Genomic DNA, 20,035 nt, shown 5'->3' with positions numbered 1-20,035 from the left:
AAATGAAACAAATAAAAAACATCTCGGTTGGATTTCTGGTAAGTTTTCTAGGGTCAATTCCGCTAGGGTATTTAAACCTGGCCGGACTTGAAATATATTCAAAATCAGGAATTCACAACTTGATTTTCTTTTTATTTGGAGTTGTTTTTATTGAAACTTTTGTCATTTATTTTACGCTGCTCTTTGCAAAAGAGCTTGTCGACAATAAAAAATTAATGAAAATTATTGATTTTTTTTCTGTCGCCTTTATGTTTATACTGGCTTTTGTTTTTTACCTCAATTTTAATAAAGCCGAGCAGTCACAAAATTATCTGCAGGAATATTTAATGTATTCACCTTTTGTGATAGGAGTAATTTTAAACTGCTTCAATTTTTTACAGCTTCCGTTCTGGACTAGCTGGAACTTATATTTACTTAATGGAAATCATATTGTTATAGAAAGAAAGTTAAAATATTATTATATTGCAGGAACTTTGATGGGGATTTTTTTAGGAATGTTTAGTCTGATCGTCGTATTACAGACTATTTTTTATAAAACAAATCAATTGTCAAAGTCAATATTGCCTGTCTGCATACCATTATTTTTTATTGTTTTAGGAAGTATTCAGGCATATAAGGTTTATAAAAAATATTTTAAACTGCCGGTTTTAAGAACCTAGTTCACCAAACCCGCTTAAATCTTCATTTATGAAAAAACTTTACTTTCTACTTCCATTTGTTTTTCTGGGATGTAAAACCAATACATCAACAGTAGGTCAAAAAGAAGCAAAACCAGAATCTGTTGAAATCACGTATAAAGTTGAAGAATCTGATGTTTCAGATTTTTTAAAATATCTTTCTTCAGATGAATTAGAAGGTCGCGAAACCGGAACAAAAGGAATTGAAAAAGCAGCCGTTTTTTTAGAAGATTTCCTAAAGAAAATTGACATTAAACCTTACTTTAAAACGTACAGAGATACATTAACTAACTTCAAATCTCCGGCTTTTAATATTGTGGGAGTTTTAGAAGGAACAGATCCGGTTCTTAAAAATGAATTTGTGGTTTTAAGCGCACACTACGATCATATCGGAATTGAGAAAAAACAACAGCCTGACCAAATTTATAACGGTGCAAATGATGATGCTTCGGGAGTAACGGCAGTTGCGCAATTGGCAAAATATTTCAGTAAAACAAAATCAAACAAAAGAAGTATTCTTATTGTGTTTTTTGCCGGAGAAGAAAAAGGCTTGTTAGGTTCAAAAAGTATGGCTCCAAAACTAAAAGCTAAAAACTTCAATTTATATACCCAGCTGAATATCGAAATGATCGGCGTTCCTATGAAACGTGATTATCTGGCTTATATAACCGGTTTTGATAAATCGAATATGGCAGAAAAAATAAATGAATATACTGGAAAAAAAACAATCGGATTTTTGCCTAAAGAAGCCGAATATAAATTGTTTTACAGATCTGATAATTATTCATTTTTTGAAGCTTTCGGAAAACCATGTCAGTCTATAAGTACTTTTGATTTTGAGAATTTCGATTTTTATCACCACGTTTCAGACGAATTTAAAGTAATGGATATTCCGCACATGACAGCTTTTATTCAGGAATTTTTACCGGCTGTAACTAAAATTGCAACAACACCAACAGAAGAAATTGTAATGAATAAATAACAGTTCGTTATTTTGGTTTTGCTTATTTTTGCTCCATGAAAAATATTATTGTTACTGGAACGAGTAGAGGAATAGGATACGAATTAGCATTGCAGTTTGCAAATGCCGGAAATCAGGTTTTAGCGATTTCCAGAAAAACTCCTAAAACACTTTTAGAACATAAAAACGTTACCTGCTTATCAATTGATTTGGCAGATGAAACTGCATTGCACGAAGTAGAAAGTTTTCTTTCTTCAACATGGAAAAAAGTTGATGCAGTTGTACATAATGCCGGAGCTTTAATATGGAAACCTTTTGCAGAAACGACGCAGGCAGATTTTGAAAGTATTTATAAAGTAAATGTTTTTGCTGTGGCAAATCTTACCAGAATTTGTCTTCCGTATTTACAAAAAGGAAGTCATGTTGTAACCATAAGTTCGATTGGCGGCGTACGCGGAAGTTTAAAATTTGCAGGTTTGGCAGCTTATAGTTCTAGTAAAGGCGCCGTGATTACTTTAACCGAATTATTAGCAGAAGAATATAAAGAAAAAGGAATTTCTTTTAATGTGCTAGCTCTGGGGTCTGTACAAACAGAAATGCTGAATGAAGCTTTCCCGGGTTACCAAGCTCCGATTTCAGCCGAAGGAATGGCAACTTATATTTATGATTTTACTCTTAACGGAAATAAATATTTTAATGGAAAAGTACTTGAGGTTTCCTCTACTAATCCATAATTAAATTCCAAGAAATAAATTCCAAAGTCCAATGTCGGGAGAAAACTTCTAACATTTAACAAATAACATTTAACTTTAAATTGAACGAAACTTTAGCAAAATACATTCCCGAACACGCAGTCAAGCCTGTTTTTGATTTGATAGTGGCCAATCAGGTTCATTTGAAGATTGTAAACGAGCGTCAGACGCGTCATGGTGATTATAGACGCGGACCAAGTGGGAAACATGAAATTACGGTTAATGCAAGTTTGAATAAATACAGGTTTTTGATTACACTCGTTCATGAAATTGCACATTTAGTTGCTTTTGAAAAATTTGGACGAAATATAAAACCGCACGGAAACGAGTGGAAATATACTTTTCAGCGTTTAATGGTTCCATTTATACGTCCGGAGATATTTCCTAGTCAGCTTTTACCTTTGCTGGCAAGACATTTTAAAAATCCATCAGCAAGCAGCGATACAGATACGACTTTATCTTTGGCATTAAAACAATATGATTTAGCAAACGATAAAAACTACATTTTTGAAATTCCATACGGAAGCATTTTCAGAATTAAAAATGGCAAAATTTTCAAGAAAATAGCCGTAAGAACAAAACGTTTTGAGTGTCTTGAAATAAGCTCAGGAAGAACCTATCTTTTTAATCCAAATGCTGAGGTGGAACTTTTGCCAGTGAAAAATTAAATAACATGATGAATAAAGTAATACTAAACGATAATTTTGAATTTAAGCAAAAAGCAATGTTATTGGTGCCAGCCTTTTTTTTCTTATATTTCTCTTATATTGGCTGGGGAACATTTTTTAACCACAAGATTGAAGAATTGAATTATGTTTTTTTTATTATGTTGTTCGTTTTTTCAATTTTAGGAATATCATTGCTGGCATTGACCTTTTCTAAAGTTGGTTTTAAAATTCATAATGATGAGCTTTATAGAACATTGTCTTTTTTAAACTTTGAATTTTACTCAAAAAAGACAAACCCTAAAAACAATAAGATATTCTCTATTCTATATAAAAATGTATTTCAGCGAAATGATTATCTAAGTGCCGGAGGTGCAGATGTAAGTTATAAATTTGCCGTTCAGGATTTTGTTTTATTAAGTGATAATCATTTAGAAAAAGAATCTATAGTTAGATTGAATTCGCAGAAACATTCAGATGAATTAAAATTGTTTTTAGAAGACGTTGGTAAATTAAAGTTTGAAACATACTCACCTAATTTCAATAAATAAAGACCTAATTTCAAAAAGAGGAGATAAATTGAAAATCCCAAATTCCAGACTTTTAAAATTGGAATTTGGGATTTTTGTATTGATATTTCTAAGATTTGAAATTTTAAAAAACTTTTAGCCTTTCAAATACGCTTCACGTACTTTCTTGAATAAGTTTGAAGAATAAACAAACTTGACAATGTCTTTATTATCTGTTCTAAAGATTTCTTCTTTAGTTCCCTGCCAGGCTTTAAGTCCTTTTTTAAGAAAAACAATATTCTCTCCAATTTCCATTACAGAGTTCATATCGTGTGTATTAATCACAGTTGTGATATTATATTCACGCGTAATTTCCTGAATCAGGTTGTCAATTAAAGTTGAGGTATTTGGATCCAGACCAGAGTTTGGCTCATCACAAAATAAATACTTTGGGTTGTTTACAATAGCGCGGGCAATCGCCACACGTTTCTGCATACCTCCTGAGATCTCAGACGGCAGTTTTTTGTGTGCATCGATAAGGTTTACTCTTTCTAAAACAAAATCAACACGTTCTTTAATTTTGGCTTTATTATCGTTGGTAAACATTTTAAGAGGAAAAGCTACATTCTCTTCAACTGTCATCGAATCGAATAAAGCACTTCCCTGAAAAACCATTCCAATTTCGGTTCTTAATTCTCTTTTTTCATCCGGATCTAATTCAGAATAAACCCTTCCGTCAAATTCAATTGTTCCATTATCTGGCGTATGAATTCCTAATAAGGTTTTTAATAAAACAGTTTTCCCAGATCCACTTTGTCCAATAATCAGGTTGGTCTTTCCAGTTTCAAAAACTGTCGAAACTCCTTTAAGGACTTTGCTGTCACCAAATGATTTTTCTACATTTTTTACTTCTATCATGATCCTAATAACAATTGTGTTAGTATATAATTAAAAAGAATGATGGATACTGATGTCCAAACAAACGAAATTGTACTTGCTTTACCAACTTCAAGAGCTCCACCTTTCATATAATATCCGTGAAATGATGGAATTGTTGCTAACAACATAGCAAATATTAATGTTTTGATGAAAGCATACGTAATGTGAAACGGAATAAACTCCATTTGTGCTCCGGAAATAAAATCGGCACTAGTGGTAAAACCACCATAAACACCTGCAAGCCATCCACCAAAAATCCCTAAAAACATACTGATTCCAATTACGAACGGATACAATAGCAAGGCAATAATTTTTGGAAAAACTAAATAATTAAGAGAGTTTACTCCCATAACTTCTAGCGCATCAATTTGTTCTGTAACGCGCATTGTTCCAATACTTGATGTAATGAAAGAACCCATTTTTCCGGCCATAATTACCGAAATAAAAGTAGGGGCAAATTCTAAAATTACAGATTGACGTGTGGCGAAACCAATTAAATATTTTGGAATTAAAGGGTTTGTTAAGTTTAATGCTGTTTGAATAGAAACAACACCTCCAACGAAGAAAGATATAAAGCAAACGATTCCAAGAGAGTCAATAATTAAATCATCAATTTCCTTGAAAATTAAATTTCGCATAACAGGCCATTTGGTCTGTTTATTGAAAATTTCCTTGAGCATTAAAAAATATCTTCCTATTTGAGATAAATAACGAATTAGCATCATAAGTTTTAAATATTTGCTAAGGTAAAAAGAAGTTATGAGTTATGAGTTATGAGTTCAGTTTTTTCGACTGTTTTGGCAATCAAATTAACTTTTGTTTCATTTTCTGCAAACGATAATTTCTAATAAATTTAGCTTGTTCAGGAGTTACTAATAAAGGCGTTTTGGCTTTTTTGGCTTTCAAAAAACCTTTAATGTAATCTAAAAACAGAAATGGTTTTTTCTTCATCATCGCCAATTTTGCCGATGCAATTGCTGTAATCCAAAAACCATATCCTAAAGTGTAAAAAGCCTCACCTTGCTTATAGCGGGCCGTTTTGTTGTAATTGGCACCTGTTGGTTTAAGATGTTTTACATGTAAAGATTCATCAGTAACAATTTTCCATCCGTAATATTTACACAATAATTCATCAACGGTATCCCAGCCCATTGCAGGTTTTAAACCGCCAATTTGCTGAAATGTTTCTTTTCTGTACGCTTTTAGCGCTCCGCGAATGTGATCTTTATCGGTTAGGTTTTCTAAAACCCATTCGCCGTTTTTATCGATGTAGCAGAATCCGCCAGCCATTCCGATTTTAGCATCAGATTCGAAATGTTTGATTATAGTTTCAAAGTAATTTGGAGGAAAAATTAAATCACCGTCTATTTTTACAATAATATCATAATCAGCATCCAAAGTTTCAAAACCTTTTTGAAATGCCTGAATTACTTTGCTTCCCGGTAAATGAATTGCATCCGAAGTTTTGTTTACAACAGAAATAAAAGGATTATCCTTTGCAAATCCTAAAACAACTTCTTCCGTTTTATCAGTCGAATTATCATTAACAACCACAATTTTTGATGGTAGCACAGTCTGAGAAACCAAAGATTGTAAAGTAAGGCCAATTAAATCTTGCTCGTTGTGTGCGGGAATAACGATGTAATATCTCATTTAGAAAATTTTAGATTTTAGACTTTAGATTTTAGATTGTGTGGAAGTCATCTAAAATCAAAAATTTAAAATCGTTAATCTGCAATCTTATTTCTTTACTTTCTCTGCCACAACAATATAATATCTTGGAGTGAAATATCGTAATAATGGTCTAAGTCCAAGCTTTTTCACCGGATGTGTAAATTGAAGTCGATCAGTAATTTCCCATCCCGTTTTTTCTAAAAGCCAGTCTAACTGCCAGTCTTCAAATTCGTGATAATGTCTGTCCCACATATCCGTTTTAGAACGATAAGCTGACGAAAACCATAAACGCAACGGAATTGAAATCAATAATTTATCACATTTTACGTTTTCTAAAACCGTGTATGGATTTAGTAAATGTTCGAAAATTTCAAATGCTGTAAAAACGGTATATTCTTCTGTTTGTAAAGCAGTATGATCGTTATCTAAATCTTCGCCTTTGGTGTTTTTTACTGTATAGCCGTTTTCTTCCATTATTTTAGAAAATGGATTTGGTACACCAAAATCAAAAATAGTTTCAGATGTGTTAACGTGCTTTTTTAAAAATTCAAGGGTAAGTCTAAATCTTTTATTCGGAAACGTTTTTTCGTACATTTTATAGTTTTTAACAACAAAGGCGCAAATATACTAAAAAAGTCCGCACTATAAGATGCGGACTTTTTTTAGTTTTCAGTTTAAAGTCGCAGTTTACAATTTGTAGAACTGGTCACTGCGAGTGTAAATTGCGACTAAATACTAGTATCGATATACAAAAGCATTAATATTCATTCCAGCTCCAACTGAAGCAAAAATTAGAACATCGCCTTTATTGATTTCGTGGTTTTCGATCTTTCCTTGTAAAATCAAATCATATAAAGTAGGAACGGTTGCAACACTGCTGTTTCCTAAATCATGAATACTCATTGGCATAATATCTTTAGGAGCAGTTTTATCGTAAAGTTTGTAGAAACGTTCGATAATCGCTTCGTCCATTTTTTCATTTGCCTGATGAATCAGGATTTTTTTCACTTCGCTTATATCAATACCGCTTTTGTCTAAACAGCTTTTCATAGCGCACGGAACATTGCTTAAGGCAAACTCGTAAATTTTACGGCCGTACATTTTAATATATTTGATGTCTGGGTCTAAATCTGGATTGTATGATTTTCCGAAGAAAAGATAATTCGCTTCGTCATTTGCAAAAGTGGCACTTTCGTAAGATAACAATCCAGCTTCATCAGTAGAAGCTTCTAAAATTGAAACTCCGGCACCGTCTGAATAAATCATAGAATCACGATCGTGGTCGTCGACAACCCTTGATAAAGTTTCGGCACCAATTACCATAACTCTTTTTGCCATTCCCGATTTGATAAATGCATTCGCTTGCAAAACACCTTCAATCCAGCCCGGGCATCCAAATAAAATATCATAAGCCACACATTTAGGATTTTTAATCCCTAATTTGTTTTTAACTCGTGTTGCTAAACTTGGCAGAATATCAGTTTGATGTGTTCCGTTTTTTACATCACCAAAATTATGGGCGAAAATAATGTAGTCTAAAGTCTCGGCATCAATTCCTGCATTTGCAATTGCTTTTTCGGCTGCAAAAAAGGCTAAATCAGAGGCATTGTATTGAGATTCAGCATAACGGCGGTTTTCGATTCCGGTAATGCCTTTGAATTTTTTAATAACGACTTCATTCGGATAACCAAAAGGAGTTCCATCCTCATTCAAAAAAATATGCTTGTCAAAATCTGTATTTTTAACTTCTAAATTAGGAATGTAGCTCCCAATACCAATAATTTTTATTTTCATTTTTCCCTTAATTATCCGATAAATTTCATGCTAAAGTATAAATAAAAATATGATAACTATCATAAAAAATACTATGCACGCATATAATTGTGAAATAACGATTTTTTGGATGATATAATGGTTATTTTCTAATGATTTTTTAATTTTTACGAGATTTCAAACGTTTGAGATTGATTAGTGAGCTTATTTTTATTTCACTGTTTTATTTTAGAATGTTATAAAAATAAGAAGAATTGAAAGGAATGTTATAAAAAGGAAAAGTGTCGACTTAAAACAAAAAAATAAACCCGACAGGTTTTTAAAACCTGTCGGGTTTGAAATATGTATAAAAAAACGAATTTCTTAGTTTTCCATATATGCTTCAATAGGAGCACAGCTGCAAACTAAGTTTCTGTCACCGTATGCATCGTCTACACGACGAACAGATGGCCAGAATTTATTGTCAGCAATGTAATCTAATGGATAAGCCGCTGTTTCTCTAGAATAAGGGAAATCCCAAGAATCAGAAGTTAACATGGCTAATGTGTGAGGTGCATTTTTCAATACATTGTTTTTGTCATCAGCAGTTGCAGCTTCGATTTCTTTTCTGATTGAGATAAGCGCATCGCAGAAACGATCTAATTCCGCTAAATCTTCAGATTCTGTTGGCTCAATCATTAAAGTTCCTGCAACTGGGAAAGAAACCGTTGGAGCGTGGAAACCATAATCCATTAAACGTTTTGCGATATCACCAACTTCGATTCCGTTTTCTTTAAATGAACGGCAATCTAGAATCATTTCGTGAGCTGCTCTTCCGCATTCTCCTGTATAAAGAATTGGATAGTGACCTTCAAAACGTGCTTTCATGTAGTTTGCGTTCAAGATAGCATGCTCTGTAGCACTTTTTAATCCTTCAGCTCCCATCATAGTGATGTAACCGTAAGAAATTAAACAAACTAAAGCAGATCCGTAAGGTGCAGATGAAATAGCTGTAATCGCTTGTTCGCCACCAACATTTAAGATTGGGTTTGTAGGCAAGAACGGAACTAATTTTTCGTTCACGCAGATTGGTCCAACTCCAGGTCCGCCACCACCGTGAGGAATAGCGAATGTTTTGTGTAAGTTTAAGTGACAAACGTCAGCACCAATTGTAGCAGGATTTGTTAATCCAACTTGTGCGTTCATGTTTGCACCATCCATATATACTAATCCACCGTTTTCGTGGATTAATTTTGTGATTTCGATAATTGAAGATTCGAAAACTCCGTGAGTAGAAGGATACGTTACCATTAAACAAGATAAATCATCTTTGTGTTCAATCGCTTTTTCTCTTAAATCTTCTACGTCAATGTTTCCTTCTGGAGTCGTTTTCGTAACAATGATTTTCATTCCAGCCATCGCTGCAGAAGCAGGGTTTGTTCCGTGAGCCGATGAAGGAATTAAACATACATTACGGTGACCTTCGTTTCTTGACATGTGGTAAGCACGAATGGCCATTAATCCAGCATATTCTCCTTGAGCTCCTGAGTTTGGTTGCAAAGTTGTTCCGGCAAATCCAGTAATTACATTTAATTGCTGCTCTAATTTTTTAAGCATTGTAAGGTAACCTTCTACTTGGTCAACTGGTGCAAACGGGTGAATGCTGTTCCAGTTTGGCATTGAAAGAGGCAGCATTTCTGAAGCTGCGTTTAATTTCATTGTACAAGAACCTAATGAAATCATTGAGTGATTCAATGATAAATCTTTACGCTCTAATTTTTTGATATAACGCATTAACTGACTTTCTGAATGATGATTGTTGAAAACATCATGCGTTAAGAAAGAAGATGTTCTTTCTAATGAAGCCGGTAATTGGCTTGCAGAAGTTAATTCAGAAACCGTAACAGTTTCTTTTCCTAAAGCCTCAGCAAAAATCGCAATAATTTGGTTGATGTCTGCAACTGAAGTTGTTTCGTTTAACGAAATCGAAACTGAATCAGCATCAGGGTAGAAGAAGTTTACTTTGTTTTTCTCAGCAGCAGCTTTTACTTTTTGAGCATCAGCTTTTACTAAAATCGTGTCAAAGTAAGCTGTATTGGTTTGATAAACTCCTAATTTATTTAAAGCTTCGGCAGTAGTAACCGCAGATGCGTGAACTTTATTTGCAATGTATTTCAATCCTTCTGGCCCGTGATAAACTGCGTACATTCCAGCCATAACTGCTAATAATACCTGAGCAGTACAAATGTTAGAAGTCGCTTTTTCACGTTTGATGTGCTGTTCACGAGTTCCTAAAGCCATACGTAAAGCGCGGTTTCCATTTGCATCAACAGAAACTCCGATGATACGACCTGGCATAGAACGCTTGTACTCATCTTTAGTTGCAAAATAAGCAGCGTGAGGACCACCGTAACCCATTGGTACACCAAAACGTTGTGTTGTTCCAACAACAACCGCAGCTCCCATTTCTCCTGGAGAAGTTAAAGTTGCCAATGATAAAATATCTGCTGCGAATGCAACTTTGATTTCGTTTTCTTTTGCTTTAGCAACAAAAGCACTATAATCGTTTACTTGACCGTATTTTCCTGGATATTGTAAAATCGCTCCGAAAAATTCATTTGAAAAATCAAATGTTTCGTGGTTTCCAACAACTAATTCAATTCCGATTGGAGTCGAACGCGTTTGTAAAACTGATAAAGTTTGAGGTAAAATTTCTTCAGAAACGAAGAATTTGTGTGTATTGTTTTTCTTTTGGTCACGAGTACGAACGTCAAACAACAAAGCCATTGCTTCTGCAGCAGCAGTTCCTTCATCAAGTAAAGAAGCGTTTGCAATTTCCATTCCTGTTAATTCGATAACAGTTGTTTGGAAATTTAAAATCGCTTCAAGACGACCTTGAGCAATTTCTGCCTGGTAAGGCGTATAAGCTGTATACCATCCTGGATTTTCGAAGATATTTCTCTGAATTGGAGCCGGAACAATAGTTGGGTGATAACCCAAGCCAATGTATGATTTAAATGTTTTGTTTTTCTTTCCTAATTCGCGAATATGATTTGCAAATTCGAATTCTGTCATAGCAGGGTCTAAATTCAAAGGCGCTTTTAAACGAATATCGTCCGGAAGGGTTTCGTAAACAAGTTGTTCAATCGAATCAACTCCAATAGTTTTCAGCATGTGCTGAAGATCAGTTTCTCTTGGACCAATGTGTCTTAAAGCAAAAGCATCTGTTTTCATGTAGCTATCTAATGTTTTAAATGAATGCGATTCTGCACGGTTATAAGGTGCGAATAACATTTAAAAGTAAATGTGTTGTTTTTTTGTGGCGCAAAATTAAGTATTATTAATAATTTAATAGGTATTTTTAACTTCAATTTTTATCAAATTTCTAACTAAAGAGTTGATTTGTTACCAATTGATTAGATTTGAGGCATGAAACTTCTAAAACAAATATTAGATTTTTATTTAAACAGCAGCATTCACGTGGCTTTATCGTGTTATGCTTTGGTTCGAATCACATTTCATTTCTTTCATATTCAATATGATGAGCCAATGGCGTTGTTTGTTTTTTTCGGAACAATTGTAGGATATAATTTCGTAAAATATGATGCCTTGGTTCGGGTAAAGAAAAATCCGATTGGAACTCAGCTGAAAATTATTGCCGTTTTGAGTTTCATCTCGGTTATTTTAGTGGGATACTATTTTTTTCATTTAAAGCTGATTACCCAAATAGTTTCTGTTGTGATTTTTGTCATAACAGCACTTTACACTTTACCGTTTTTTCCAAACAGAAAAAATGCCCGAAACTGGGCAGGCGTTAAAATTTATATCGTAGCACTTTGCTGGGTGGGAGCGACTTTGGTTTTACCGTATATAAATGCCGAAATTCCGTTTACAGCCAACTTTTTTATAAAATGCATTCAGCGTTTTGTTTTGGTTTTTGTGCTTATTTTGGTTTTCGAAATTCTAGATTTAGCTAATGATGATCCGCATTTGCAAACTGTTCCGCAGACCATTGGCGTAAAACGAACTAAGATTTTGGGATTTTCACTTTTAGTTCCGTTTTGGGTTTTAGGAACTTTGTCTTTTACAGTTCACGATCTTATTATCAACCTTATTATGGTTGTAACTTTAATGCTTTTTATTTTCTTTGCCAATACAGAACGCTCCAAATATTATACTTCCTTTTGGGTCGAAAGTGTGCCCATTTTTTGGTGGTTGATGCTTGTGTTTTTTTAAAACAAAAATGAATTGCCTCCAGCTTTAGCTGGAGGTTAAAGAAATATCTCGAATAAGGGTTTTAGCCAAACTTTTTCATTTGGCTAAAGCCAAGAATGTTTAATATAATTTGCCTCCAGTTAAAACTGGAGGCAATTGAATTTTTTTATCTGCAAAATCTGCGAAAATCTGTTTGAATCTGCGTGAAATAAAATCCAAACAATTATCAATTATGGTTTTCCGAAACTTCTTTCAAAACTTTATTTCTTTCCAAAAGAAAATTAGTAAGATGTTTTTCTAAAAATAAAATATCAAAAAGTTCTCCGAATATCCCAAACGGAGTTTCATATTGTAATACATCTTTCATGGTTGTTACGCCGTTTTCTTCCTCAAAAATATGTTCATGTCTGAACGATTTGAATTTTCCTTCCTCCATTTCATCTACAAAATAATCATAGAAAATCATTACCGGAATCCGGGTTTTGTGTGTTAAGTAAAATCCAAAATGTTTGCCGCGCCAAGTTACCGTTTCATTTAAATTTATTAAACCAGAAGTTACGCCGGCAATTGCTTTCTCTTTTGTTGGGCTCGCAGATTGCTGGTGAATATCGATATTTCTTGAAGCGTCGAAAACGATTTGTTTTGGTGCTTTTATTTTGGTTGTGAGATGTATTGTTGTCATTGATTTAAGTTTGTTTTTGCGCAATCTTGTCATTCTGAGGAACGAAGAATCTTCGTAAGTAACTCTACAATGCGAATCCAATCTTTGGCGAGCTTCTCGTGGAGATTCTTCGTTCCTCAGAATGACAATATTGAAAAAATATTCAATTTGTCAAATATTTAAAAGCCTTGTCAATATCTCCAAACTTAAATTCAAACCCATTATCCAAAAGTCGTTTCGGAACTACATTTCTACTTTTCAAAACCAGTTCAGTTTCAGTTCGAATAAAAAATGCTCCAATTTCCAGAAAAAATTTATTCAATGGAATTCCGAAAGGAAATCCAACAGCTTTTCTCAGTTTCTGCATAAAATCTACATTGCGAATTGGTTCTGGTGAAACTACATTTATAATTCCGATAATTTCTTTTTCAATTATAAAATCAACTGCATTCGCAAAATCTTCTTCGTGAATCCAGCTTACAAACTGATTTCCTTTTCCTTGTTTTCCTCCAAAACCAATTTTAGCCAAAGTTTTCAACGGAATCAAAGCACCGCCATTTTTGCCTAAAACTATAGAAGTTCGCAAAGCCGTTTTTAATGTATTTGGAGTTTCGGTTTTAAAAAACGCTTTTTCCCAAGAAAGTGCGACATTTATAGAAAAGTCATTTCCGATTTCGCCGTCAATTTCATCCATTTGTTTGTCTAAAGAAAAACGATAAATGGTTGCCGTTGATGAATTCAGCCAATGTTTTGGCGGATTTTTGCAATTTAAAACTGCTTTATTTAAAATTTTCGTGCTTTCAATTCTTGACCATAAAATCTCTTTTTTATTTTCTTTAGTATAAAGACAATCAACAGATTTTCCTGCAAGATTAATTAAAACTGTAGCATTTTCTAATTCCTTTTGCCAGCCTGTAAAAGTTCTGGCATTCCAGTTTACATATTTTATTCGGTCAACTGTTCGAGATTTTCCTCGGGTCAGAATTATGATTTCTTCGAATTTATCTTTGAAATGATTGACTAAAACTTCTCCTAAAAATCCTGTTCCGGCTGCGATTACGAGTTTTTTCATTTTTTACAATTTAAAAAGTCTTCTTTTTTTCCATATCAGGAAGTGCTTCATCAATTCTTCTTGCTAATTCAGGAAGTTTAATTGTTGGAACAGCCGGAAATAAGTGATGTTCTAAATGATAAAACATGCTGAAAGTAATTTTGTTTTTCCAGCCTTCTCGCTGTGTTCTGGCAAATTCCGGAGAATCTTCCGTATCGTGATGCACTGTCCAAACAGCAAAGAAAGCCATTAAAAATTCGGCGAAAACCATTATAATAATATGATAAATAAGGAAATGAATTTGAAAGTAGAAAACTATAAAGGTTACAATTGCAATTGAAGCCAATTCTAAAATTACATTTTTGACATAATTTTTATTTCCTTTTTGCAGCGTTACTTTATGAATCAAAAACATGTGAATTGGTCCGTAAAGAATAGCGCCATACCAAGTCATTCGGGCTGATTTTCCTTCGTAATCTTCATCAGACAAACAATATTTATGGTGTCGGATATGATTAAATTTAACGGCATGAATTGAAACTATCAGTAAAATACTATTTGAATAAAGTGTAAACCATGTCAGGAATTTATTAGTTCCCAATGAATTATGAAAACCATTATGAACTTGTCTCAATCCGGCTAAAAAGAAAAATGCTGAAAATGGAATTGCTAATAAATAATATCCAAAATAAGCAAGGGTCATAGAAATTAAAAACCACGGAATTGTTAAGTTGTTTTCAACCAGCATTTCTTTGATGGTAAGCGTTTTTAAATCTTTCCATTCCACTTTTTTGAGTATTTCCTGATGTGTCATTTTTTTATGGTTTAAAGTTATTTGTAAACCCGACAGGTTTTTAAAAACCTGTCGGGTTTCGTAAGGAGAATTAAGCTTTAAAAACTAATCTTTCTTCTCTTTGAGCTTCTTTAGCTTTTCTTTTTCCTCTAAAAAAGAAATATAAATTGAAGAATAACATTATACCAAGATAGATAGAAAAACCGCCAATTTTGTAACTTAAATTTTCAATTAATTCCTGATATGTATCGTTGTTTAATTGTAATTCTAAGATCATTAAGGCAAAACCTATGTTTAAAAGATAAAATCCGGTTTCAAAAAGTTTGTTAGTGGCTTCTGCAATTTCTTCGCGGCCTTTAAAAATGTCAAGCATAAAGATTTTTCCGTTTTTAAAAAGTATTTTAGAAACGTAATAGGTTAGGAATAAAGCAACTGGTAAATAAATTCCGTAACCGATTAAGATTTTTGTAGTTTCCATAATATTTAGTTTTTGTTGTTATGAATTAGTTTTTGAATGTATTTTGTTATAATTAAAATGTTGAGGTAATGGAGAATTGAAATAATAAAAATAATAACAGCAGTTTTGATGCAGATTGTTTCAATCAATTGAGTTGAGGAAATAATTTTCTGCCAGGAGATTAAAGTCATTGCACAATACCCAATGTTTAAAAGGTAATATCCTAAAAGCAAAACCTGATTGATTTTATGGCAGAGTTCTGAATGATTAGGAATTAAATCTGCAACATAAATATTTCCGTTTTTGTAGCAGATTTTGCCAACTCTTAGAATTATGAAAGTCGTAATGCTGAGGTAGATTAGATATCCAATAATATTAAGGTTCATAACTTTTATTATTTTGAATGTTTATTTCATGATTGTATTCATATTCGTTTACTATTTTTCTCATTATGATGTAAAAATAAATAGCAATTGACATTGGAAAAATTACCATTAGAGACCATTCAACTGCATCATTTGAGGTTGGGAAATAATAATGTTGTATGTGAAACAATGTAAGTTCAGAGATTGCTGCTATCCAATAAATAGATAAGTTTCTTTTAGCATAATCTGAATTCTGATACGTTTTTACAGTTAAAATAATAGCTGAAACTACTTGAATAATTCCCAAAGGTATTTGTGCCAACATTCCAAGATATACTGTTAGAAATAAAACTAAGGTTGTAAATAATGCAATTTTGTTGATTAATTTAAGTGTTTTCATAACTGTTTGTTGTTTTTAAACTTTCAGAAAAAAATGAAAGTTTTGATTAAATTTTTTTATTTCATCATTTTGATAACCAATTTTCCTAACCAGTTTTCGTTAAATTCAGTCATTTTGTCCAACATATTATCAGCTTTTAAAACAAAGTCATAAAGTTTAGTTGTCTGATCAACAAAGTGTTTTTCTTCTTCCGAATTATTCGCTTCGATTGTCGAAACTTCTTTTAAGATTTTAAGAGCCGGTTTAATTTCTCTTTTGCTTCTTTCTCTGGAGATTTTTGCAGCTAGTTCATCTAAATCTTTTTCGGCAGTAAAGAATTCTTTACGTTCTCCAGCCTTAAATTCTTTATAAACAATTCCCCAATCCATCAATGCTCTTAGGTTCATGCTGGCGTTTCCGCGCGAAATTTGCAATTCCTCCATAATGTCTTCCATAGAAACAGCTTCGTTTGAGACCATTAATAAAGCGTGGATTTGTGCCATCGTTTTATTAATTCCCCATTGAGAACCTAATGCTCCCCAGGTTTGTACAAACTTATTTTTTGCTTCTTTGAATTCCATAGTTCAAAAGTAAATAAAAGTTTTTAAACTTTCAAAAATAATTGAAAGTTTGTGTGAGCTGTTTTTTATTTGTTTTTAGATTAAATAAAATTAGGTTTCATGTATTGAATTTAATTACTTGATAACCAATATTGCCTATTCTGCGGCAATTTTTTTATCAGAAAAAAACATCTGCTATAATTTTGAAATAGAAAATTGAAATAGCTAGCAATCTTTTTCTAAGAGTTTGTTTCAAGTTGAAAAATAAAATTTATGACTTTTTACCTGAAACGACAAATCAAACAAAATTGAATTAAACCACTTAAGTGAACTGTTTCGCACAGAAAAAGCGACTGCGAAAACCGAAAAGCAGAAACAGAGTAGGTCATAATATTTTAAAAATTAATCATCATGGCAATTCAAACCGTAGGAAAATTTAAATTAAATCAACAAGGAGGATATGTTTGCAGAACAGAGTTTGTTTACTTAGACTCAAATGGTCAATTACAAAGCTCTTCTCAAACGGGCAATCAACTTTTAGGGCAATCGTACACGACAGACCCGGGAAGTCTTGGTGTTCCAGACGGATCAATACTTTGGATGAAAATCTGGGTTATGGCAGGACACGACAATCAGGCGCAGCAGGCATTTACATATCAGTCAGGAAATTCATCTGTAGCTGATTATACTTGCTCCGGAACTACACTTTCTAACCATTTAGCTTTAGATGGAGTGAGCTCATAGTAACTAAATAAGTTTAAAAACCACTGATATTACGATAAAATATTAGTGGTTTTTTTGTTTAAACAGGTGTTTTTACGGGTAAAATTATCTCGTGTCAATCTTAGCCTGTTTTATGTCAAAGAAACTCCATTTTGCATCATTTTTTTAATTAAGTCTACTTATTCAATATAGTTTTGATGTAGTAATAGTCCCAAATGTTATTGCTTAATATGTTTATTAAAAGACTTTTAAGTAATAATGTAACCCATAAGTGGAGCAGAACCCACTTGAAAAAACGAGGCGGTACCGAAAAGCCTTATGAGTAGGAAAATCCAAAAACAAAAAGTTATGTCAGATTTATTAGCAGGTGCTTATTTAGCAAAAGGCACAATAGGAAATGTAGGAACACCAGGTGCTCCAATCGCAACATTTAGTTTAGTTGTTGTACCATCACAAAATTCTGTTTCTGGTACAGTAGTAATTACTCAGGCTATTAGTGGTCCTGATGGAAATATTGTAGTTCCGGTAACAGGAAAAATTTATGCAACAGGATTTGGACAATTTACTCAGGTAGTAAGTTTACAAGGACAATACGTTCACTCTTTCCCTCCACCGGCAATTGGAGCTTTTTTAGCAAATTTTGATGCTCATTTAGCTATCGATGGAGCGTGGAACGGAACTGGAGGTTTTTCATACTACCAGAACAATGTAGAAAATGTTCCTGTAAAAGCAACACCGGTTTTACAAGCAGAGTTGGCTTAAAAAAAAGACCCCAAATTTAAACCACTCGAAGCATGAAATAATCAGGATTTATTTGGTTCCTGATTTGGTTACAGTTTTGATTTGAAAAGGCCGTCTGTTAGAGTCGGCCTTTTTTATTACCAAAAAATAAATTACAAGAAAATGAAAAGAAAGCCTATCATTATCACTTTACTGTTTGTTTTTATAATAGCATTCATTTTATTGTTTTTTCTGAATAAAGAAAAAATGATGGAAAAAATGGGAGTACCATTAAAGCATACTGCTTCAGCTGCTGTTTAGACAACAGGTCTCTAAATGATCAGATGTCCGCACCTGCTTCAAAAGAAAACGTATTGAAGATATTGAAGTCAAAAAACTCGAACAATTAAAAAGGTTTTTTCAACCAATTATTTCTAAGCAGTTTCTGCTGCAGTTATATTCCAAATATAAAACCCTAAGTACTATTTTATTTTTTTGACGGAGTTCCCTGTTATAACCAACATGTTATGACAGGGATTTTTTTTAACCTGATTTTCCATTGTTTTGTGATTACTAAAATCGGTTTTACAGCATTAACTGTAAATAAAACTCAATGATTCGATATTATAAAATTGTAAATAAAAACTTATCTAAAGGTGTATTGATTTTTAAGAATAATCTTATGGCTTGTTTTTTCTGTTTCATAACAAAAAATATTCTGTTGGTAACATTTTTGGTGTAAATATCTGTTTATCAAGTGTAATTTTAATTTGTAAAATAAAAACAGCCGGCGGAATTTATTTTATAAAGTATTTCAATTTGATTTTTACTGACAGCAATTTTTATGATGCAGATAAAAACTTTTTTGGATTACTTAAAAACAGAAATAGTGGAGCAGACCCCACTAAAAAAAACGAGCTGTTTCGCACAGAAAAAAGCGAAGGCGGAACCCGAAAAGCCTCATGAGTAAGACCCAAAATTCAACTATTATGCAACCTATACCACAAAAAGTTAAAAACGTTAACGTATATCCTTATATAGACTGGAAAGGCGGAGGTGTTGGCCCTGTTATTCTTCCGGTGATTGAAGGAGCCAGCGGAACCTACGCTGTTGGAACACTTATCACTTCTGTATTTTACAATCTTGATCTTAAATCAGCAACTCAGATAACACCGCTTAAAGTACATCAGCGCTATGTAGCCATAGGGCAGACAGAAGACGGAACTTCTTTTACAACTCCGTGGATGTTCTGTACTAATGCAGGGGATAATCCGGAGTTCGGAAGAACTATTCGCCTTCTTAAACCGGAGTTAGATGCTGTAAATACAGAAGTTCTGCCAGAATACATTACACTGGGGCCGCTTACGGATATTACCGTTACGCAATCATTTCCTCCTCCGGCAATTGGCGAAGTATTACTAATAGAAAACGCATCCGGAAATATTATTGCCACCAGAACCGGTACACCTCATGAAATGGGGGTTGAAGTAAGAGGCGGTGATCGTGTAGGAACCTTAAGAACAGGATTGAAAAATATCATGATCAGCGGAAAAAACAAAGATGGAAGAACTGTTACAATGGGGAACCTGACTTGTTTGAATCCAAATGATCCGGCGATTTTTTTACATCAGTTTGGACCTGCTGAATAATAAAAAGAATTCTTTCATAAGAGATACGGTTTTCTTTATGAAGAACTTTTCGAAACAAAACGATGCTAATCACTAAAAAAAGAAAGTTATGGGAATAATGATGCCTTATGGTGTTGCCGTCAGAGAAGCGATAGCTTCAAATGATCTGGCTAAAATGGAAGCTGTTGCAGAACAGGCTAAGCAGGTTATAAAAGATCAGGGAGACCTGAGCTCTGCTTTGCTAGAACTGCTGGAAGCAATCGAGGAACTTAAAAACAAAAAATAAAAGGTTTTAACCTGACAGAACAAACTGTCTTGTTCAGACTAACAAGGGGGAATCCGAAAAACCTTAAGAGTAGGAATAACTAAAAAACAAAATGTTATGGGAGTAGTAATGCTTTACGCAGCAGGAATCAGAGAAGCAATAGCTTCAAATGATTTAGAAAAAATGAGAGCAGTGGCCGAACAAGCTAAACAAACAGTAAGAGAACAAGGAGACTTGAGCGCTGCATTGTTAGAACTGCTTGAGGCTATTGAAAGCCTTAAAAAGTAAT

25 protein-coding genes are annotated in these 20,035 nt (G+C 33.4%); 12 read left to right on the top strand and 13 right to left on the bottom strand.

Features of this window, described 5'->3' with window-relative positions; translation table 11 throughout:
• Positions 1–2 precede the first annotated feature (2 nt).
• From ABDW27_RS09570 to ABDW27_RS09550, 5 genes are all read left to right on the top strand, one after another.
• Positions 3–659 carry a hypothetical protein gene (locus tag ABDW27_RS09570; protein WP_343695684.1) on the top strand — a complete coding sequence of 219 codons (657 nt, stop codon included), beginning with the start codon at positions 3–5 and terminating at the stop codon, positions 657–659.
• Positions 660–687: 28 nt separating this feature from the next.
• Positions 688–1,659, top strand: coding sequence for a M28 family peptidase (locus ABDW27_RS09565; protein ID WP_343695683.1), 972 nt, complete (start codon positions 688–690; stop codon positions 1,657–1,659).
• 35 nt (positions 1,660–1,694) lie between these two features.
• The gene (locus ABDW27_RS09560; RefSeq protein ID WP_343695682.1) at positions 1,695–2,372 is read left to right on the top strand and encodes an SDR family oxidoreductase; all 678 of its coding nucleotides are present in this window, start codon (positions 1,695–1,697) and stop codon (positions 2,370–2,372) included.
• A gap of 80 nt (positions 2,373–2,452) precedes the next feature.
• A complete protein-coding gene (locus ABDW27_RS09555; RefSeq protein ID WP_343695681.1) occupies positions 2,453–3,058 on the top strand; it encodes a SprT-like domain-containing protein in 606 nt (201 codons plus the stop codon).
• A 5-nt stretch (positions 3,059–3,063) separates the two neighbouring features.
• On the top strand, positions 3,064–3,606 hold the full coding sequence (locus ABDW27_RS09550) for a hypothetical protein (protein ID WP_343695680.1): 543 nt from the start codon (positions 3,064–3,066) through the stop codon (positions 3,604–3,606).
• Between the two features lie 114 nt (positions 3,607–3,720).
• On the opposite strand, the gene ABDW27_RS09545 is transcribed toward ABDW27_RS09550, so the two are convergent.
• The 6 genes from ABDW27_RS09545 to gcvP all read right to left on the bottom strand — a co-directional run bounded on the left by ABDW27_RS09545 (position 3,721) and on the right by gcvP (position 11,163).
• On the bottom strand, positions 3,721–4,482 hold the full coding sequence (locus ABDW27_RS09545) for an ATP-binding cassette domain-containing protein (protein WP_343695679.1): 762 nt from the start codon (positions 4,480–4,482) through the stop codon (positions 3,721–3,723).
• Complete coding sequence (locus ABDW27_RS09540) at positions 4,479–5,228, bottom strand: ABC transporter permease (protein WP_343695678.1); 750 nt, start codon at positions 5,226–5,228, stop codon at positions 4,479–4,481. The genes ABDW27_RS09545 and ABDW27_RS09540 overlap by 4 nt, the downstream gene beginning before the upstream one ends.
• A gap of 79 nt (positions 5,229–5,307) precedes the next feature.
• The gene (locus ABDW27_RS09535) at positions 5,308–6,156 is read right to left on the bottom strand and encodes a glycosyltransferase family A protein (protein ID WP_343695677.1); all 849 of its coding nucleotides are present in this window, start codon (positions 6,154–6,156) and stop codon (positions 5,308–5,310) included.
• Between the two features lie 87 nt (positions 6,157–6,243).
• Positions 6,244–6,771: a methyltransferase gene (locus tag ABDW27_RS09530; protein WP_343695676.1), complete on the bottom strand. Its 528-nt coding sequence runs from the start codon at positions 6,769–6,771 to the stop codon at positions 6,244–6,246.
• A gap of 141 nt (positions 6,772–6,912) precedes the next feature.
• Positions 6,913–7,971, bottom strand: a complete 1,059-nt coding sequence (locus ABDW27_RS09525; protein WP_343695675.1) for a ketoacyl-ACP synthase III — start codon at positions 7,969–7,971, stop codon at positions 6,913–6,915.
• Between the two features lie 342 nt (positions 7,972–8,313).
• Positions 8,314–11,163 carry an aminomethyl-transferring glycine dehydrogenase gene (gcvP, locus tag ABDW27_RS09520; protein ID WP_343695720.1) on the bottom strand — a complete coding sequence of 950 codons (2,850 nt, stop codon included), beginning with the start codon at positions 11,161–11,163 and terminating at the stop codon, positions 8,314–8,316.
• A gap of 195 nt (positions 11,164–11,358) precedes the next feature.
• Here gcvP and ABDW27_RS09515 point away from each other — a divergent pair, with 195 nt between their 5' ends.
• On the top strand, positions 11,359–12,165 hold the full coding sequence (locus tag ABDW27_RS09515; RefSeq protein WP_343695674.1) for a hypothetical protein: 807 nt from the start codon (positions 11,359–11,361) through the stop codon (positions 12,163–12,165).
• Between the two features lie 205 nt (positions 12,166–12,370).
• Here the strand turns inward: ABDW27_RS09515 and ABDW27_RS09510 are convergent, their stop codons facing one another.
• The 7 genes from ABDW27_RS09510 to ABDW27_RS09480 all read right to left on the bottom strand — a co-directional run bounded on the left by ABDW27_RS09510 (position 12,371) and on the right by ABDW27_RS09480 (position 16,431).
• Entirely contained in the window at positions 12,371–12,826 is a 456-nt protein-coding gene (locus tag ABDW27_RS09510) for an SRPBCC family protein (RefSeq protein WP_343695673.1), read from the bottom strand.
• 142 nt (positions 12,827–12,968) lie between these two features.
• Positions 12,969–13,877, bottom strand: coding sequence for a TIGR01777 family oxidoreductase (locus tag ABDW27_RS09505; protein ID WP_343695672.1), 909 nt, complete (start codon positions 13,875–13,877; stop codon positions 12,969–12,971).
• A 10-nt stretch (positions 13,878–13,887) separates the two neighbouring features.
• On the bottom strand, positions 13,888–14,670 hold the full coding sequence (locus tag ABDW27_RS09500; protein WP_343695671.1) for a fatty acid desaturase: 783 nt from the start codon (positions 14,668–14,670) through the stop codon (positions 13,888–13,890).
• Positions 14,671–14,740: 70 nt separating this feature from the next.
• Positions 14,741–15,127 (bottom strand): hypothetical protein, encoded by a 387-nt coding sequence (locus tag ABDW27_RS09495; protein ID WP_343695670.1) that lies wholly within the window; start codon positions 15,125–15,127, stop codon positions 14,741–14,743.
• Between the two features lie 5 nt (positions 15,128–15,132).
• Positions 15,133–15,492 (bottom strand): hypothetical protein, encoded by a 360-nt coding sequence (locus tag ABDW27_RS09490; protein ID WP_343695669.1) that lies wholly within the window; start codon positions 15,490–15,492, stop codon positions 15,133–15,135.
• Positions 15,482–15,871, bottom strand: a complete 390-nt coding sequence (locus tag ABDW27_RS09485) for a hypothetical protein (RefSeq protein WP_343695668.1) — start codon at positions 15,869–15,871, stop codon at positions 15,482–15,484. Before ABDW27_RS09485 ends, ABDW27_RS09490 begins: the two co-directional genes overlap by 11 nt.
• Before the next feature lie 56 nt (positions 15,872–15,927).
• Positions 15,928–16,431 (bottom strand): MarR family transcriptional regulator, encoded by a 504-nt coding sequence (locus tag ABDW27_RS09480; protein ID WP_343695667.1) that lies wholly within the window; start codon positions 16,429–16,431, stop codon positions 15,928–15,930.
• A gap of 390 nt (positions 16,432–16,821) precedes the next feature.
• On the opposite strand from ABDW27_RS09480, the gene ABDW27_RS09475 reads away from it, so the two are divergent.
• From ABDW27_RS09475 to ABDW27_RS09450, 6 genes are all read left to right on the top strand, one after another.
• Positions 16,822–17,154, top strand: a complete 333-nt coding sequence (locus tag ABDW27_RS09475) for a hypothetical protein (protein ID WP_343695666.1) — start codon at positions 16,822–16,824, stop codon at positions 17,152–17,154.
• Between the two features lie 327 nt (positions 17,155–17,481).
• Entirely contained in the window at positions 17,482–17,895 is a 414-nt protein-coding gene (locus ABDW27_RS09470; RefSeq protein WP_343695665.1) for a DUF1842 domain-containing protein, read from the top strand.
• Positions 17,896–18,036: 141 nt separating this feature from the next.
• A complete protein-coding gene (locus ABDW27_RS09465) occupies positions 18,037–18,174 on the top strand; it encodes a hypothetical protein (RefSeq protein WP_343695664.1) in 138 nt (45 codons plus the stop codon).
• Between the two features lie 668 nt (positions 18,175–18,842).
• Positions 18,843–19,502 (top strand): hypothetical protein, encoded by a 660-nt coding sequence (locus ABDW27_RS09460; RefSeq protein WP_343695663.1) that lies wholly within the window; start codon positions 18,843–18,845, stop codon positions 19,500–19,502.
• 88 nt (positions 19,503–19,590) lie between these two features.
• Positions 19,591–19,767, top strand: a complete 177-nt coding sequence (locus tag ABDW27_RS09455; protein WP_343695662.1) for a DUF1843 domain-containing protein — start codon at positions 19,591–19,593, stop codon at positions 19,765–19,767.
• A 96-nt stretch (positions 19,768–19,863) separates the two neighbouring features.
• Positions 19,864–20,034 (top strand): DUF1843 domain-containing protein, encoded by a 171-nt coding sequence (locus ABDW27_RS09450; protein WP_343695661.1) that lies wholly within the window; start codon positions 19,864–19,866, stop codon positions 20,032–20,034.
• The last annotated feature ends 1 nt before the right edge of the window (position 20,035 follow it).

Origin of the sequence: Flavobacterium sp., assembly GCF_039595935.1 — a bacterium.
Lineage (GTDB): Bacteria > Bacteroidota > Bacteroidia > Flavobacteriales > Flavobacteriaceae > Flavobacterium.
Note: the sequence above shows the minus strand (reverse complement) of the source record. Positions and strands in the feature narration are given on the sequence as shown.

Bases quoted from the DNA above. Each gene is read 5' to 3' on its own strand.
- ABDW27_RS09475 (WP_343695666.1), top strand. From the start codon at position 16,822: ATGGCAATTCAAACCGTAGGAAAATTTAAATTAAATCAACAAGGAGGA.
- ABDW27_RS09530 (WP_343695676.1), bottom strand. From the start codon at position 6,771: ATGTACGAAAAAACGTTTCCGAATAAAAGATTTAGACTTACCCTTGAA.
- ABDW27_RS09535 (WP_343695677.1), bottom strand. From the start codon at position 6,156: ATGAGATATTACATCGTTATTCCCGCACACAACGAGCAAGATTTAATT.
- ABDW27_RS09505 (WP_343695672.1), bottom strand. From the start codon at position 13,877: ATGAAAAAACTCGTAATCGCAGCCGGAACAGGATTTTTAGGAGAAGTT.
- ABDW27_RS09545 (WP_343695679.1), bottom strand. From the start codon at position 4,482: ATGATAGAAGTAAAAAATGTAGAAAAATCATTTGGTGACAGCAAAGTC.
- ABDW27_RS09570 (WP_343695684.1), top strand. From the start codon at position 3: ATGAAACAAATAAAAAACATCTCGGTTGGATTTCTGGTAAGTTTTCTA.
- ABDW27_RS09455 (WP_343695662.1), top strand. From the start codon at position 19,591: ATGGGAATAATGATGCCTTATGGTGTTGCCGTCAGAGAAGCGATAGCT.
- ABDW27_RS09450 (WP_343695661.1), top strand. From the start codon at position 19,864: ATGGGAGTAGTAATGCTTTACGCAGCAGGAATCAGAGAAGCAATAGCT.
- ABDW27_RS09460 (WP_343695663.1), top strand. From the start codon at position 18,843: ATGCAACCTATACCACAAAAAGTTAAAAACGTTAACGTATATCCTTAT.
- ABDW27_RS09560 (WP_343695682.1), top strand. From the start codon at position 1,695: ATGAAAAATATTATTGTTACTGGAACGAGTAGAGGAATAGGATACGAA.
- ABDW27_RS09525 (WP_343695675.1), bottom strand. From the start codon at position 7,971: ATGAAAATAAAAATTATTGGTATTGGGAGCTACATTCCTAATTTAGAA.
- ABDW27_RS09515 (WP_343695674.1), top strand. From the start codon at position 11,359: ATGAAACTTCTAAAACAAATATTAGATTTTTATTTAAACAGCAGCATT.
- ABDW27_RS09495 (WP_343695670.1), bottom strand. From the start codon at position 15,127: ATGGAAACTACAAAAATCTTAATCGGTTACGGAATTTATTTACCAGTT.
- ABDW27_RS09540 (WP_343695678.1), bottom strand. From the start codon at position 5,228: ATGATGCTAATTCGTTATTTATCTCAAATAGGAAGATATTTTTTAATG.
- ABDW27_RS09490 (WP_343695669.1), bottom strand. From the start codon at position 15,492: ATGAACCTTAATATTATTGGATATCTAATCTACCTCAGCATTACGACT.
- ABDW27_RS09465 (WP_343695664.1), top strand. From the start codon at position 18,037: ATGAAAAGAAAGCCTATCATTATCACTTTACTGTTTGTTTTTATAATA.
- ABDW27_RS09565 (WP_343695683.1), top strand. From the start codon at position 688: ATGAAAAAACTTTACTTTCTACTTCCATTTGTTTTTCTGGGATGTAAA.
- ABDW27_RS09480 (WP_343695667.1), bottom strand. From the start codon at position 16,431: ATGGAATTCAAAGAAGCAAAAAATAAGTTTGTACAAACCTGGGGAGCA.
- ABDW27_RS09550 (WP_343695680.1), top strand. From the start codon at position 3,064: ATGATGAATAAAGTAATACTAAACGATAATTTTGAATTTAAGCAAAAA.
- ABDW27_RS09485 (WP_343695668.1), bottom strand. From the start codon at position 15,871: ATGAAAACACTTAAATTAATCAACAAAATTGCATTATTTACAACCTTA.
- gcvP (WP_343695720.1), bottom strand. From the start codon at position 11,163: ATGAAAACAGATGCTTTTGCTTTAAGACACATTGGTCCAAGAGAAACT.
- ABDW27_RS09510 (WP_343695673.1), bottom strand. From the start codon at position 12,826: ATGACAACAATACATCTCACAACCAAAATAAAAGCACCAAAACAAATC.
- ABDW27_RS09500 (WP_343695671.1), bottom strand. From the start codon at position 14,670: ATGACACATCAGGAAATACTCAAAAAAGTGGAATGGAAAGATTTAAAA.
- ABDW27_RS09470 (WP_343695665.1), top strand. From the start codon at position 17,482: ATGTCAGATTTATTAGCAGGTGCTTATTTAGCAAAAGGCACAATAGGA.